This is a genomic window from Uliginosibacterium aquaticum (genome assembly GCF_012972705.2).
In the GTDB taxonomy this organism is placed as follows: Bacteria; Pseudomonadota; Gammaproteobacteria; order Burkholderiales; family Rhodocyclaceae; genus Uliginosibacterium; species Uliginosibacterium aquaticum.
In genome coordinates, this window is the sequence record NZ_JABCSC020000001.1 from 105,137 (window position 1) to 119,222 (window position 14,086).

Annotated in this window: 17 protein-coding genes and 1 tRNA gene; 7 read left to right on the forward strand and 11 right to left on the reverse strand. The window is 64.4% G+C overall.

Going from position 1 to position 14,086, the window contains the following annotated elements; all coding sequences use genetic code 11:
• Positions 1-38: 38 nt before the first annotated feature.
• From HJ583_RS00515 to HJ583_RS19220, 4 genes are all read right to left on the reverse strand, one after another.
• Positions 39-803 (reverse strand): hypothetical protein, encoded by a 765-nt coding sequence (locus HJ583_RS00515; protein WP_170019570.1) that lies wholly within the window; start codon positions 801-803, stop codon positions 39-41.
• Complete coding sequence (locus HJ583_RS00520; RefSeq protein ID WP_170019572.1) at positions 800-1,693, reverse strand: hypothetical protein; 894 nt, start codon at positions 1,691-1,693, stop codon at positions 800-802. Before HJ583_RS00520 ends, HJ583_RS00515 begins: the two co-directional genes overlap by 4 nt.
• Complete coding sequence (locus HJ583_RS00525) at positions 1,680-2,276, reverse strand: 5-fold beta-flower protein (RefSeq protein ID WP_173863635.1); 597 nt, start codon at positions 2,274-2,276, stop codon at positions 1,680-1,682. Before HJ583_RS00525 ends, HJ583_RS00520 begins: the two co-directional genes overlap by 14 nt.
• A 289-nt stretch (positions 2,277-2,565) precedes the next feature.
• Complete coding sequence (locus tag HJ583_RS19220) at positions 2,566-2,697, reverse strand: SRPBCC family protein (protein ID WP_268968123.1); 132 nt, start codon at positions 2,695-2,697, stop codon at positions 2,566-2,568.
• Positions 2,698-2,701: 4 nt separating this feature from the next.
• Between HJ583_RS19220 and HJ583_RS00530 the strand changes: the two genes are divergently transcribed.
• Positions 2,702-2,992 carry a hypothetical protein gene (locus HJ583_RS00530; RefSeq protein WP_170019574.1) on the forward strand — a complete coding sequence of 97 codons (291 nt, stop codon included), beginning with the start codon at positions 2,702-2,704 and terminating at the stop codon, positions 2,990-2,992.
• Between the two features lie 184 nt (positions 2,993-3,176).
• Positions 3,177-4,568, forward strand: a complete 1,392-nt coding sequence (locus tag HJ583_RS00535; RefSeq protein ID WP_170019576.1) for a Fic family protein — start codon at positions 3,177-3,179, stop codon at positions 4,566-4,568.
• Here HJ583_RS00535 and HJ583_RS00540 read toward each other — a convergent pair.
• Positions 4,546-5,544 carry a 2-hydroxyacid dehydrogenase gene (locus HJ583_RS00540; RefSeq protein WP_170019578.1) on the reverse strand — a complete coding sequence of 333 codons (999 nt, stop codon included), beginning with the start codon at positions 5,542-5,544 and terminating at the stop codon, positions 4,546-4,548. The two genes, HJ583_RS00535 and HJ583_RS00540, sit on opposite strands and share 23 nt — an antisense overlap.
• Before the next feature lie 171 nt (positions 5,545-5,715).
• Positions 5,716-6,429 carry a YebC/PmpR family DNA-binding transcriptional regulator gene (locus tag HJ583_RS00545; protein WP_170019580.1) on the reverse strand — a complete coding sequence of 238 codons (714 nt, stop codon included), beginning with the start codon at positions 6,427-6,429 and terminating at the stop codon, positions 5,716-5,718.
• Between the two features lie 176 nt (positions 6,430-6,605).
• Between HJ583_RS00545 and HJ583_RS00550 the strand changes: the two genes are divergently transcribed.
• The 5 genes from HJ583_RS00550 to HJ583_RS00570 all read left to right on the forward strand — a co-directional run bounded on the left by HJ583_RS00550 (position 6,606) and on the right by HJ583_RS00570 (position 9,449).
• Entirely contained in the window at positions 6,606-7,481 is an 876-nt protein-coding gene (locus HJ583_RS00550; RefSeq protein ID WP_170019582.1) for an EamA family transporter, read from the forward strand.
• 137 nt (positions 7,482-7,618) lie between these two features.
• Complete coding sequence (locus HJ583_RS00555; protein ID WP_170019584.1) at positions 7,619-7,942, forward strand: DMT family transporter; 324 nt, start codon at positions 7,619-7,621, stop codon at positions 7,940-7,942.
• Between the two features lie 38 nt (positions 7,943-7,980).
• Positions 7,981-8,844: an alpha/beta hydrolase family protein gene (locus tag HJ583_RS00560; RefSeq protein WP_170019586.1), complete on the forward strand. Its 864-nt coding sequence runs from the start codon at positions 7,981-7,983 to the stop codon at positions 8,842-8,844.
• Between the two features lie 73 nt (positions 8,845-8,917).
• Positions 8,918-8,994: transfer RNA gene (locus HJ583_RS00565), tRNA-Arg, on the forward strand.
• 38 nt (positions 8,995-9,032) lie between these two features.
• Entirely contained in the window at positions 9,033-9,449 is a 417-nt protein-coding gene (locus tag HJ583_RS00570; protein ID WP_170019588.1) for a c-type cytochrome, read from the forward strand.
• 59 nt (positions 9,450-9,508) lie between these two features.
• Here the strand turns inward: HJ583_RS00570 and grxD are convergent, their stop codons facing one another.
• The 5 genes from grxD to hemA form a co-directional block, all read right to left on the reverse strand.
• Positions 9,509-9,829, reverse strand: a complete 321-nt coding sequence (gene grxD / locus HJ583_RS00575) for a Grx4 family monothiol glutaredoxin (protein WP_101942096.1) — start codon at positions 9,827-9,829, stop codon at positions 9,509-9,511.
• 88 nt (positions 9,830-9,917) lie between these two features.
• On the reverse strand, positions 9,918-10,745 hold the full coding sequence (gene prmC / locus HJ583_RS00580; RefSeq protein ID WP_170019590.1) for a peptide chain release factor N(5)-glutamine methyltransferase: 828 nt from the start codon (positions 10,743-10,745) through the stop codon (positions 9,918-9,920).
• Positions 10,742-11,575: a peptidylprolyl isomerase gene (locus HJ583_RS00585; RefSeq protein WP_170019592.1), complete on the reverse strand. Its 834-nt coding sequence runs from the start codon at positions 11,573-11,575 to the stop codon at positions 10,742-10,744. The genes prmC and HJ583_RS00585 overlap by 4 nt, the downstream gene beginning before the upstream one ends.
• 23 nt (positions 11,576-11,598) lie before the next feature.
• Entirely contained in the window at positions 11,599-12,681 is a 1,083-nt protein-coding gene (prfA, locus tag HJ583_RS00590; RefSeq protein ID WP_170019594.1) for a peptide chain release factor 1, read from the reverse strand.
• Complete coding sequence (gene hemA, locus HJ583_RS00595; protein WP_101942244.1) at positions 12,678-13,955, reverse strand: glutamyl-tRNA reductase; 1,278 nt, start codon at positions 13,953-13,955, stop codon at positions 12,678-12,680. Before hemA ends, prfA begins: the two co-directional genes overlap by 4 nt.
• Between the last annotated feature and the right edge of the window lie 131 nt (positions 13,956-14,086).

The following is a 14,086-nucleotide window of genomic DNA, read 5'->3' on the forward strand; positions in this document are numbered from 1 at the left end:
CAGCCAGGCCCGCGCGTTTGCCTGGTGTGGCAAACGGCTCAGCCGCCGTGCCGCCGCTCGATGACCTCGCCGTTCTTTCTACGCCAGTCGTAAATCTGCCAGCGCAGTGGCTCCGTTGTGAGCGGCACTTCGGCTTTCTCCAGCACCTGCCCGTTGATGATCACGGTGATCCAGCTCTTCTGTGGCGGGGTGTCGACGCGGCTGGGCAGGAGGCTCATCTCCTGGGACTGCTTGGCGCGCGTGATGCCGTCGTAGGTGATGCTGCGCGAGCCGTCCCACGGCGACTTCATGTGCGAGCCATCGCGTTTGCTGACGATGAACAGCGGCAGCATGACTTTCTTGCCATCGCGCTGGCCCTTGAGGCCGGGGATCGGGGCTTTCTCGAACTCCCATTCCACCCAGGCCATGAGGTCGTCCTGATCCTTGGTGCCAAGGAAAGAGGGCGGCAGGGCGAGTTGCAGCTCGAAGAGGCAGGTCTGCCCGCGTGAGGCTTCGCCCACAATCAGCGCCTTGCCGGGCAGGAAGAGCCCGCGCCGGTCGGGGCGGTCATCGGGGGTGACGCGCTCGGGGAACACCGGCGGCCAGTCGCAACGGAAGTTGAAGCCGTAGTAGCGCGGCGGAGCGTCGAGGCTGGCGCAGTAGTTGGGGTCGCGCCCGAAGCACAGGATGCGCTGCATCTTCTGTGAGCGCGGGCTGTTGGTGTCGAAGACGCGGCCGCTATCGTATTCCTCTTCCGGCACCAGGGTGAGTGCGTGGCTGTGGCTGGCGAGCAGCAAGAGGGCCGCAAGCAGGGCGCGGATCATGGTTTCACCTCGAATCGGGTGCGGCTGAGGAGTTTGCCGGCGTACCACCATTCGAAGGTGTAGAAGCCGGGTGGATCCTTGGGGCCGATGCGCCAGCTCTGGCTGAGAGTGCGGTAGTACTCGCCGACGTTGAAATTGACGCTGTGGCGGAAGATGTAGGAGGTCACCTCGCGCTGGCTGCGCTGCCCCCAGAGCTTGACCACGTAGCGTGCGCCGCAGTCGCCGCCGCCCTTGTAGTGATGGCTGTTGGGAATCTTGCCGGTGGTGTGCGCCGGCACCAGCGCTGCGGTTTCGCCCATGCACTGGCGCCATTCGACGCCGCGCATGCTCGGGCGCGGGCGGTAGATCACGGTGTCGGACGGCACCACCACGCGCTGTTGCAGGTTGAGGAAACCACCGCCGCGCTGGCGGGCAATGGCCAGCGTGCTGTTGTACTGCTCGCCAGCCTTCAGCACCGGGATGCTGTCGAGCGGCTGCACGCGGTATTCGGTTTCGCCGCGCGCGTTGTCGCTCACCAATGCATGGCTGGCGCCGAGCAGGAAGAAGTTGGGCTGGGTGAGATCGTCGTTCGAATCGCCGCGCCGATTGGCGAGACGCTCGGCGGCGAGCGTTTCCGGCCGCGAGGGGTCGAAGAAGCGCAGGGCGACGGGGAAGTGCGTGAAGGGCTGGTCGTAGTCCAGCGGCAACTGTGTGCACAGCTTGCTCATGCTGCTGAGCGGCGGGTCGCACAGGCGTTCATTGAAAATTACGCCGGGCGCTTCAAAGGCTTCGAGGTACTGGACCTCCTTTTCGCTCAGCTCACGATGCGGCAGGGTTTGCGCCAGGGCCGCGGGCGATGCGGCCACCGCGATGCAGCAGGCCAGCAGGCGAGCGGCATCAGGGGCGCGCACAGTCGGCGTCTCCGTAAGTGCAAAAGGTCGAGGGGCTGAGTTGCCGGCTCTGCTCGACTTGGGTGGCACGCGTGCGGGCGGCGTTGCTGTCGCCAGGCGCTGGCGGGTTGGGCGAGGGCGCAGCGGGGGAGTCGGACGTGAGGCGGCCGGTGTAGCGCCCCTGCGCGTCGTATTGCCGGCCATCGGCATCGACGCGGCCCTGATAGACGCCTTGTGCGCTGTAGATGCGTCCGCTGGCATCGATGCGGCCGGTGTGCACGCCCTGTGCGTCGTAGAAGCGGCCGGCAGCATCGGTCTTGCCTATGTAGCGGCCCTGGCTGTCGTACATGCGACCACTCTGGAGATCAGTGCGCCCCTGATAGCGCCCTTGGCTGTCGTAACGGCGGCCGTCGGCATCGATGCGGCCGGTATGGCGCCCTTGGCTGTCGTACTGCCGGGCGGGGGCGGGGCGGGCCTGTGCGCTGCCCGCGCGCGTGCCCTTGGCGACGGCGGGCACGGCATGCAGCGCCAGTAGCGGGCAAAGCAGGGCAAGCAGGACAGCAAGGCAGCGTGACGCAGTCGATCGGATGGCGGGCGGATTCATGCAGGCAGCGTTCCTCACAGGCGGTTGGAGACCCCTCCGCACTGCTGGAAACTACGACCGCTGAAGGCGTACGCTTGATGGCATGGGTGTAAAAAAAGGATGCAGCGTGCGCCCGACGACAAGCCCGTTTTTTCTGAGAAGCTGTTCCCGATCTTACTGCGAGGCCGTGATCAGGGCTCATGCGCAGCTCGGAATCCTCATTGATCAACATAAACTCCGGTTCCTGTGCAGCTCTTCCCTTGCTGAACGGCCTCTCGCTACAGATCGTGATCAGCTTCTGAGGGCCGACTCAGACGAGATTGCAGGCGTAGTCTTCGAGCTGCTGGAAGCAGATTCCCCAGCCTTCGTGAAAGCCCATCTCTTCGCGCTGGCGCTTCGCTTCCGGCGTGCCGTGCATCAGGTGAGCGGTGCAGCCGGCCATGGGCGTGCAGCTCGATTCCACGGCCCATATCGGTATCGAGCCGATCAGCGCGCTGAGCGCCGAGGGTGTGCAGCATCCGCACGGCTATATCGGTGCGCTGATGGCGGCGTCCGAAATGGCTTGGGCCGGTATGGCGTGGGGGACGCTGAGTCGGGGCTCACATAGGCGTGCTGCCATCCTTGCCGACGGTGAGGCGTTCGCTCGTCAGTTTGCCGTTGGCGTCGCGGCTGACGCTGAGCACGACATGCGCGCCGCTTACGAGTTGGCTGCGTTCGCCCATTTCCGTCTGGATTGAACGCACGAAACACCCACGGGACAAGGCTTTCCGCCTCTTGTTTTCGACTTTAATTGTCTGGAACAACTCCAAATCAGGGGGCACCGTGCGCAGAGGTCAATTCATACTAATTTAATTAATGATTAGTAGACATTGCCGGAGTGAGTTGCTACTTTCTACTAAATTAAATTTGAATTAGTAGAAAATGCGCATCCCTCGCACGCCTCCCGCACTCAAGGATGTATTTGCTTCGCTGGCCCGGCCTGAGGATCTGGCGCTGATTGCTCAGCACGCCAATCCGCTGCCAGCAGGGCGCTATCTGCATCGGGAGGATCTGCGCTATCGCAGGCCGCCTGAGGGCCTGAATCATGAGCAGTGGTGGGCGGCGACCTGTCTTGGGCGGGCTCCCCTGCTGTATGAACTGCCCTTGCTGGATGTGCAGGGACAGCCGTTCCGGTTTGCGACCCCCCAGCCTGTCCTGATCGATCTGCATCATATTGACCGGGATGCGGCCGGCCAGATCCGGGCGCCGGAGGGGGCGCCGATCCATGAGAACCGGCAGCCTTATCTGCTTGCTTCACTGATCGAGGAGGCCATTACTTCCAGTCAGCTGGAAGGTGCGGCTACCACCCGCAAGGTGGCCGCAGACATGCTGCGCGAAGGGCGTCAGCCGCGGGACCATGGCGAGCAGATGATTTTCAACAATTACCGGGCGATGGAATACCTGCGGGAGCTGCGCGATGAGCCGATCACGCCACAGCGCATCCTGGACCTGCACCGCCTGCTGACGGTTGATACCCTGGAGAGCCCGGAGGATGCCGGGCGTTTGCGCAGTGGCAATGATGTGCAGGTCATCGATCAGCGCGATGGCAGCACGCTCCACACCCCGCCGGATTTCAGCGAGCTGCCCGGCCGGCTGGAGGCGCTGTGCGCGTTTGCCAATGCTGACGAGAACAGCCAGCCCTTCGTGCATCCGGTTCTGCGCGCAATCCTGCTGCACTTCATGCTGGGCTATGACCATCCCTTTGTGGATGGCAACGGGCGCACGGCGCGCGCCTTGTTCTACTGGGCGATGGCGCGCAGCGGCTACTGGCTGATGGAGTTCGTGTCGATCTCGCACATCATCAAGCAGGCGCCCGCCCGGTATGTGCGAGCCTATCTGCATACCGAAACGGATCATGGCGACACCAGCTACTTCCTGATTCATCAGCTGGGCACCATCCGCCGGGCGATCACGGCCCTGCACGCCTACATTGCGCGCAAGACCCGCGAGCAGCAGGATACCGAGCAGTTGCTGACGGACAAGTCTCCGTTTCTGCGCTTCCGCCTGAACCACCGGCAGATTTCCTTGCTGCGCAGCGCCCTGAAACACCCGTCTACGCCGCTGCGCATCGATGCGCACCAGAACACGCACGGCGTGGTCTATCAGACGGCACGTGCCGACTTGCTGGACCTGGAGTCTCTCGGGCTGTTCATCAAGGGCAAGCGCGGCAATGCCTACGAGTTCTACCCCCAGCCTGAGTTGCTGACGCGGATCCAGAGCCTGGCTGACACCGGGCCGGCGGCAAAGACCTCTAACCCAGTCGCACCCGGTTGATCACTTCTGCGCCGCGCTCGAAGGCGCTGGCGCTGGCGAGCGTGGTCTGGGCGATGGCGTTGAGGGCCTCACGCGTGAGGAAGCCCTGGTGAGAGGTGATCAGCACGTTGGGGAAGGTCATCAGGCGGGCCAGTTGGTCATCCTGCAGTGGGCGATCGGAGAGGTCGTGGAAGAACACGCCTTCCTCCATTTCATACACATCCAGCCCCACGCCGCCGACCTGGCCGCTCTTGAGCGCTTCGATCAGCGCTGGCGTGTCGATCAGGCCACCGCGTGAGGTGTTGATGAGAATCACGCCGCGCCGGGTCTGCGCCAGTGCGGCGGCATTGATGATGTGGTGGCTCTGTTCGGTGAGCGGCAGGTGCAGCGAGATCACGTCGGCCTCGGCCAGCACGCGTTCCAGGCTCGCATATTCGAAGCCGATCTCGGCCGCGATGGCAGGATTTTCGTAGGGGTCGTAGGCGATCAGCTTGCAGCCGAAACCCCTGGCGATGCGCATCGCGCACTGGCCGATGCGACCGGCGCCGAGCGAGCCGTAGGTCTTGCCATGCAGGGTGAAGCCTTCGAGATTGTCGAGCGAGAAATTCTGCTCGCGCACGCGGTTGTAGGCGCGGTGGGTCTTGCGTACCAGGGTCAGGAGGAGCGCGAAGGCGTGCTCGGCGACGGCTTCCGGCGAGTAGGCCGGCACGCGTGCCACGACGATCCCAGCGCGCTCGGCAGCGGCGATGTCAATGCCATTGAAACCGGCCGCGCGCAGGGCCACCAGGCGTACACCCAGCTCCGCCAGACGCTGCAGCACATGCTCGGTGAGGCGGCAATTCACGAAGGGGCAGACGGCGTCGAAGCCGGCGGCGAGTTCCACGGTCTTGTCGTGCAACCGCTCTTCGAAGAATTCGAGCTGATGGGCGCCACTGGCGTTGGCTTCGCTCAGGGCGCGTTCATCGTAAGGATGGGTGTCGAAAACTGCGATGCGCATCGTGCTTCTCCTGTCTGCTGCGATGAGGTCAGTATGCCGCGTCAGCGCGAGGCCGCGCATCGTTTGTCCGGATGCAGCAAGCAAAGACTTTGATCCCTCGGCAAGACGCGGCGCTGCAATGCACAGGGGCCGCAAATGCGGCCCCTGAGGTGGTGACAGAGCCGGCGAGGTTCAGTCCGTCAGCGCGACGTAAACGTTCTGCACGTCGTCGTTTTCATCGATGGCGGCGAGGAAGGCTTCGACCTCCTCCAGCGCTTCGGCACTCAGGCTGGAAGCGCTGACCGGGTTCTTGGGGCGGTAGCCGAGCTTGGCCGAGAGCACGTTGAAGCCCTGACCGGCGAGCGCCTTGCTGACCAGATCGAGCTCGGTCGGATCGGTATAGAAGAGGGTTGTGCCCGCCTCATCACCAGCCTCCAGATCCTGCGCGCCGGCTTCGATGGCGGCTTCTTCCGGATCGACGCCGGCCTTGACTGCTTCGGCTTCGATCATGCCCAGGTGATCGAAGTCCCAGGCCACCGAGCCGGAGGTGCCGAGCTGGCCCTTGCGGAACAGCACGCGCATTTCTGGCGCGGTGCGGCGCACGTTGTCGGTGAGGCACTCGACCATCACCGCAACCTGATGCGGGGCGAAACCTTCGTAGATGACGTGTTCGAAGCTGACCGGCTCGTCGGTGAGACCCGCGCCGCGTTTGATCGCGCGTTCCAGCGTGTCCTTGGGCATGGAAGCCTTCTTGGCCTGCTCCACGGCCAGACGCAGGCGCGAGTTCATCGCCGGGTCGGCACCGCCGCGCGCGGCGACGAGGATTTCCTTGACCAGTTTGCCGAAAATCTTGCCTTTGACGTTGGCGGCGATGTCTTTATGTTTGGCTTTCCACTGAGCGCCCATGGTGCGATTACCTGTATTGGTTGGCGTGACGGCGCCTGAAAGGTTCCAGGCTGTGCAGGCCGGCATTTTAAGCGCGCTGGCGGAAGACGGGTTCTGTCCTCATCCGCGCCTTGAGCCAGATCCATTGGCCGCACTCTGCGGCACAATGGCGACCCCCGTGTTCCGGAAGCACCGCCATGCTTTACGTTCTTCTCGCTGCCACCTGCAGCGTGCTTGTCGCCGTGCTGCTGAAGCTCGCCCGGCGCCATGAAATTGATGTAGCCCAGGCGGTTGGCTGGAATTATCTGGCGGCATCCGTGCTGTGCTGGTTTCTGCTCCAGCCTTCGCTGAGCAGCCTGCAGCAGCCGGGCGCACCCTGGCTTTCCTTGCTGGGTCTGGCCGTGGTGTTGCCGACCCTGTTCCTGGTACTGGCGGCGAGCGTGCGCCGTGCCGGCATCGTGCTGACCGATATCGCTCAGCGCCTGTCCTTGCTCTTGTCCCTGCTGGCGGCCTTCCTGCTCTTTGGTGAAACCGCCAGCCTGCTCAAGCTGGCCGGGCTGGGGCTGGGCCTGTTGGCTGTGCTGGGGATTGTGTGGCGGCCGCAGCGCAGCGCGGCGAGCGAAGGCGGCGCGGCCTGGCCGCTGCTGCTTACGGTGTGGGCTGGCTTTGCGCTGGTCGACGTGATGCTCAAGCATATTGCCGCCGCCGGAACGCCTTTTGCTGCGTCCTTGCAGGTCAGCTTTGCTCTGGCCTTTGTCGGTATGGCGAGCTGGCTGCTGATCCGCGCTTTGCGCGGGCAAAAAACGGGGCAGGGGCGGCTCACCCTGCGCAATGGCGCAGCCGGCCTGCTGCTGGGGGCGCTCAATTTCGGCAACATCTTGTTCTATGTGCAGGCTCACCGCGCCCTGGCCAGCCAGCCAGCGGTGGTGTTTGCGAGCATGAACATCGGCGTGGTTGTGCTGGGCACGCTGGTGGGCGTGCTGGCCTTCGGCGAGCGCCTCTCGCGGCTCAATCGTGTGGCGATCGGGCTGGCGATCCTGGCCATCGGCCTGATTGCCCTGGCCAGGGCCTGAGCCGGGCGCGGCGGGTTCCGTGGCATAATCCGCCCCCTTTCACGTGGCGCAAGGCCACGCGCAGTGCTCCTTTCTTCAGGGTTTCCGGGGAGCGCGGTGTGTTGAGTACGAGCCCCGTTGCGTCATGGGAGCGTGCAATGTTCAATTACTGGTTCGTCCTGTTCATCGCGGTGATCACGGAGATCCTGTGGGCCTTGAGCCTCAAATGGATCCATCACCAGCCGGGCATCTGGCCGATCGCGGCTTCCGTGCTGCTGACGGCGACCAACATGACCCTGCTGTCCTTCGCCATGCGCGGCATTCCGGCTGGTGTGGCTTACGCGGTGTGGACCGGGTTGGGGGCCGTGGGCGTGGCGATCTTCAGTGCGATAGTGTTTGGCGATCATCTCAACAACGGCCAGATTGCTTCGATGGCGCTGGTCATCCTTGGCGTGGTGGGGATGAAGCTGAGTACCGGCTGAGTGGGTAGAATCCGCATTTTCATGCCGGAGGGATGAACATGCGGGTCCTGCTGGGAATGTTGTGCTTGCTGCTGGGCCTGAGCCGGGCGGCCAGTGCTCAGGAGGTGCTGGACGCCAGCCTGCATGAAGAGATCGTGCAGTTGCCGGTCGCCGCGTTGGCGCCTGGCGAAGAGCCGCGCCAGATCGTGGCGACCCTGTTCCGGCCCGATGGTGCCGGGCCTTTCCCCTTGCTGGTGCTGAGCCATGGCAATCCGCCCTCGGCGGCCGACCGACCCAGGATCGGGCGCTATCGCCAGATCGTGCAGATCCGCGAATTCGTGCAGCGTGGCTATGCGGTGATCGTGCCGATCCGGCGCGGCTATGGTGCGAGTGGCGGCGACTATGCTGAATCCTATGCGCGTTGCAGTACGAATGAGTTTTTCCGAGCCGGCATGGAGGCTGCACGGGACGTGCTGGCCGCGCTGGCGTATGCCCGCACGCTGCCCTGGGTACGGACTGAGGGCACGGTGCTGGCGGGGCAGTCGGCGGGGGGCTTTGCTTCCATCGCGGCGGCCAGCCTGCAACCGGCCGGCGTTGTGGCAGTGCTGAATTTCTCGGGCGGACGTGGTGGAGATCCGGTGAAACATCCTGCGGTGCCCTGTGGTGAGGGCGCCATGGCCGCCACTTTTGCCCGCTTCGGCGCAAGCACCCGGGTGCCGGTGTTGTTCCACTATGTTGAAAACGACCAGTTCTTCGGGCCGGACTACACCCGCAGCTGGTTCGAGGCGTTCGAGCAGGCGGGCGGGCGCGGGCGCTTTGTGCTGCAGCCGGCCTATGGCAAGGATGGCCATGGTCTCTTTGCCAGCAAGGGCGCCACGCCGATCTGGAGCCGTGAGGTGGATGCGTTTCTGGCCGCTTTGTAGCGGCTTGCCGGACTGCCACACGCTTTGCAAGCCTTCCGACGGCGGCTCGGTGTAGAATGCGGGCCTCAATCGCGCATCCGTAGCTCAGCTGGATAGAGTACTGCCCTCCGAAGGCAGGGGTCGCACGTTCGAATCGTGTCGGATGCGCCAATAATTCAAGTTTTGCCCTGAGAGCAAAGGACTTTCCCATGAACAGCTTCCGTCCGGCCACGCTGCTGCTGGCCCTGATTGCTGCCGCAACGCTGGTGGCTTGCGGCAAGGCCAAAGTGGATGAAGAGAAGACGGCTGAGCTGATCCAGCCGGTGGCGCGCGTGGAGCTGGCGGCGACTGCGCCGGCTGAAGCTGCGGCGACGGGTGGGGCACCGAAATCCGGCGAACAGGTGGTAGCTCAGGTCTGCGGCGCTTGCCACAGCACGGGCGCTGCCGGCGCGCCGAAGATCGGCGACAAGGCCGCCTGGGCTCCGCGTATCGCGCAGGGGCTGAGCACTCTGGTGGCGAGCGTGACCAATGGCAAGAATGCGATGCCAGCGCGTGGCGGCAATCCAGCACTGAGCGACGAAGAGCTCAAGGCGGCGGTGGATTACCTGGTCAAGCAGGCCAAGTAAGCAGTTCCAGCCGAAAAAAAGGCGACCCGCGGGTCGCCTTTTTCATGTCTGCCAACTGTTCAGCCGGCAATGCCTTCGAGCAGCTTCTGCAGCTCGCCGGACTGGTACATCTCTTTCATGATGTCGCTGCCACCCACGAATTCCCCCTTGATGTAGAGCTGGGGAATGGTCGGCCAGCTGGCGTATTCCTTGATGCCCTGGCGCACATCATCGTCTGCCAGCACATTCACGGCGACGTAGTTGGTCACGCCGCACAGCTTGAGGATGTGTGCTGCGGCCGACGAGAAGCCGCATTGCGGGAAAGTGGGGGTGCCCTTCATGTAAAGGACGACGGGGTTGCCGGTAACGGTGGCGTGAATCTTTTCCTGGGCGGTGCTCATCAAGGTTCTCCTGCGCTGGGGAATGCGCGCTATACCCGAGTAATTTTATCGGACTTTTCCGGCCGCCGTAAACCCGCAGCCGTCAGACTCAGAGATGCCCGCCGCTGACGCGCTCAATGCCGGCCAGATCGTGCCAGGAATGCACGCCCCGGAATCCTGCATCTTCGAGCAGGGCGCGTACTGCCTCGGCCTGGTCGTAACCATGCTCGAGCAGCAGCCAGCCACCATCTTCCAGATGCTCGGGAGCGTTGTGGATGATGTGGCACAGATCGTTGAGGCCATCTGCACCGGAGGTCAGTGCGGTGAGCGGCTCGAAGCGCAAGTCGCCCTGGCTCAGGTGCGGATCTGCTTCGGCAATGTAGGGCGGGTTGCTCAGGATGCAATCAAAGCGGGCGGCATCCAGCGAACTGAACCAACTGCCGGATTGAAACTGCACTCGGGCGCCTAGCGCCAGGGCATTGCTCTGGGCGATTTCGAGCGCGGCGGGGGAGAAGTCCACCGCCCACACTTCGGCCTGCGGACATTCGAGGGCGATGCTGATTGCAATGGCGCCACTGCCGGTGCCGAGGTCGAGGATGCGCGGGGCTTGCCGGCCGGCGAGTTGATGCAGGCCGAGTTCGACCAGCAGTTCGGTATCTGGGCGCGGAATCAGGGTGGCAGGGCTGACGCGGAAGGGGCGGCCGTAGAACTCGCGGCTGCCCAGAATGTGCGCGACCGGCTCACCGCCGGCCCGCCGCTCCAGCCAGTCGGCATAGCAGCGGGCCGCGTCGGGGGCCAGTGCGCGCTCCTGAAAGGCGATCAGCTGCGCCGTGGTGGCGCCGCTGGCTTCGCGCAGCAGGATGCGCGCATCGACCGGGTCGATGCGCCCGCGCGCCCGGGCGAGGGCATCGCCCAGGGTGACGGGCAGGTCGTTCATTGCGAGGCTGCGGCCTTGGGTTCGGCCGGCTTGCTGTCTTCAACCTTGGCCTTGGCAACCAGATCCTTGATGTAGGCCGCCAGCGCTTCCTGCTGCAGGGATTGCTGGAGTTGCGGCTTGATCGATTCGATCGGCGGCGGTGCAATCTTGCGCACGTCTTCGAGCAGGATCACGTGATAGCCGAACTGGCTCTTGACCGGCGTTTCGGTGAACTTGCCCTTTTCCAGACCCTTGAGGGCTTCGGCGAACTCGGGCACGAAAGTGCCGGGGCGGGCCCAGCCCAAGTCGCCACCGGTGGCGGCGCTGCCCGGATCCTTGGACGCCTTGGCCAGATCGGCGAACTTGCCGCCCTTCTTGAGCTTCTCGATGAGGGCCTTGGCGTCCTCTTCCTTCTCGACGAGGATGTGACGGGCCTTGAATTCGGTGTCGCCGGCCTCAGCGATGCGCTTGTCGAACTCGGCCTTCACCTTTTCGTCGGTCACCGGGTTCTTGGCGAGCCAGTCCTTGATGTAGGCGTTGACCAGCTGTTCGTCGCGCACGTATTCCATGCGCATCTTGATGTCGGCTTGCTGATCGAGCTTGGCGGTGCGGGCGGCTTCGAGCAGCACGGCGCGCTGGACCAGGTGGTCGCGGGCGCGCAGACGCAGGGAATCGTCCACCGGGGTGCCGGCCGGAACCTGTTCCTTGATCAGCCAATCCAGCGTATCGGTGCTGATCACATTGCCGTTCACCTTGGTCAGGACCTTGTCGGCCGGGGTCTTGTCGCCGCAGGCGGCAAGGGTGAGGGTGGCGGCTACGGCGAGAACGGCTGCTTTCAGGGTATGCGTCACTGCTTGTCTCCTTGGTTAGACGATCAATCGTCCTGGGTGAGCTGAGCGAGAAGCTCGGTCTGGTGCTCGGTGATGAGGGCGTCGATCAGCTCATTGATCTCGCCTTCCATCGCCGCATCAAGCTTGTAGAGCGTGAGGTTGATGCGGTGATCGGTGATTCGCCCCTGCGGGAAATTGTACGTGCGGATGCGCTCGGAGCGATCGCCACTGCCGACCAGGTTCTTGCGCGTGGCGGCTTCCTTGGCCTGTTGCTCGCGCAGCTGCACGTCCTGGATGCGGGCCGCCAGCACGCTCATGGCCTGGGCCTTGTTGCGATGCTGGGAGCGGTCGTCCTGACATTCCACGACGATGCCGGTCGGCAGGTGAGTGATGCGCACGGCCGAATCGGTCTTGTTGATGTGCTGGCCACCGGCACCGCTGGCACGGAAGGTGTCGATGCGCAGGTCGGCCGGATTGATGCTCACCTCGGCGAGTTCATCCGCTTCAGGCATCACGGCCACGGTACAGGCCGAAGTATGAATGCGGCCCTGCGTTTCGGTGGCCGGCACGCGCTGCACGCGATGGCCGCCGGATTCGAACTTGAGGCGCGAAAAGGCGCCGAAGCCGGCCACGCGGGCGATCACTTCCTTGTAGCCGCCGAGATCTGATTCGCTGACCGAGACCAGCTCCACCTTCCAGCCCTGACGTTCAGCGTAGCGGGTGTACATGCGCAGCAGGTCACCGGCGAACAGGGCCGCTTCATCGCCACCGGTGCCTGCACGGATTTCGAGGAAGAGGTTGCGTTCGTCGTTCGGATCCTTGGGCAGCAAGGCCAGCTGCAATGCGTGCTCGATGCTGGCCTGAGCGGACTGGGCGGTCTCCAGTTCAGCCTGGGCGAACTCCTTCATTTCCGGGTCGGTGAGCATTTCGCGGGCACTCTGCTCGTCGGCTTCGGCCTGCACGAAGCGCTGCCAGAGCCCGATGATCGGCCCCAGCTCGGCGTGCTCACGGCTGAGCTTGCGGAAAGCGTCGATGTTCTGCGTGATGGTCTCGGACGCCAGCAGGCCTTCGAGTTCCTCGAGGCGGAAGGCGAGCTGTTCGAGACGGGCGCGGATACCTGGTTTCATGAATCCTGACGAGGTGGATGGGCCCCGGATTGATCGAGCTGGAACACTTCGCGCACGCTGCTCACGGCCGGGGCAATGCGCTCGCCTTCAGCATGATTCAGGAAGTGCGTGGGGGCGTGCAGCAGCTTGTTGCTGAGGGCGTGGCTGAAGGCTTCGAGTACGGCTTGCGGATCTTCGCCCCGGGCGAGCTGACGCTGAGCGCGTTGCAGCTCGGCCTGGCGCAGGTTGTCGGCATGCTCGCGCAGCTGGCGAATGGTGGGTACCGCATCGCGGCTGCCCAGCCAGTGCTGGAAGCCATCGACCCGGCTGCGGATGATCGTTTCGGCCTCGGCGACGGCAGACTGGCGCGATTCCATGCCCTTGCTGACGATCTGGGCGAGATCGTCCACGGTGTACAGGAATATGTCCGAGAGCGTGGCCACTTCCGGTTCGATATCGCGTGGCACGGCCAGATCGACCATCACGAGAGGGCGGCGGCGGCGGATCTTGAGCGCACGCTCGGCCATGCCGCGGCCAATCAGGGGCAGCGGGCTGCCGGTGCAGCTGATGATCACATCATGGCGCGGCAAGGCATCGGCAAGGGCTTCGAGCGGCAGTACTTCGGCACCGAAGCGGCTCGCCAGCGTTTCGGCGCGGCTGAGCGTGCGGTTGGCGATACTCATGCTGCGCGGCTGGCTGCCGGCGAAGTGGGCGGCGCACAGCTCGATCATCTCGCCGGCACCGACGAAGAGGATGCGCGTGTCGCTCATGCGCTCGAAAATGCGGGCCGCCAGATGCACGGCTGCAGCTGCCATCGAGACGGTATTGGCGCCGATGGCAGTGGAGGAGCGGACCTCCTTGGCGACCGCAAAGCTATTCTGGAAGAGCTTGTGCAGGTTGGCGCCCAGCGTGCCGGCGGAATCGGCGAGGCGGGCGGCTTCCTTGAGCTGGCCAAGAATCTGCGGCTCGCCAAGGACCATCGAATCCAGCCCGCTGGCGACGCGGAACACATGCTGCACGGCTTCCTGCTCGGGCAGGGTGTAGAGGAAGGGCGCAATGTCGCGCAACGCCACGTCACGCCGCCGGGCCAGCCAGTCGGCGGCGGCCTCCGGATTGTCGGTGCTGCAGTAAAGCTCGGTGCGGTTGCAGGTGGATAGCAGCGCCGCTTCCTGCGCCACCCCCTCGGCCAATAAGCCCTGCAAGGCCTCGATCAGGCTTTCGGGCGGAAAGGCCACACGCTCCCGGATCGCGACGGGCGCCGTGTGGTGATTCAGGCCTAAAGCGAAGAGAGGCATGTGGGCGAGGGCTGGGGCCGGAAAATGGCGGCGGGCCGCATGGACGGCCCGCAGAAACAGGCCGGATTGTAGCATCCGGGCGCCCCGGCCCTGCCGCGACGGCAGTCGATACGCAGACGCATGGCACAATC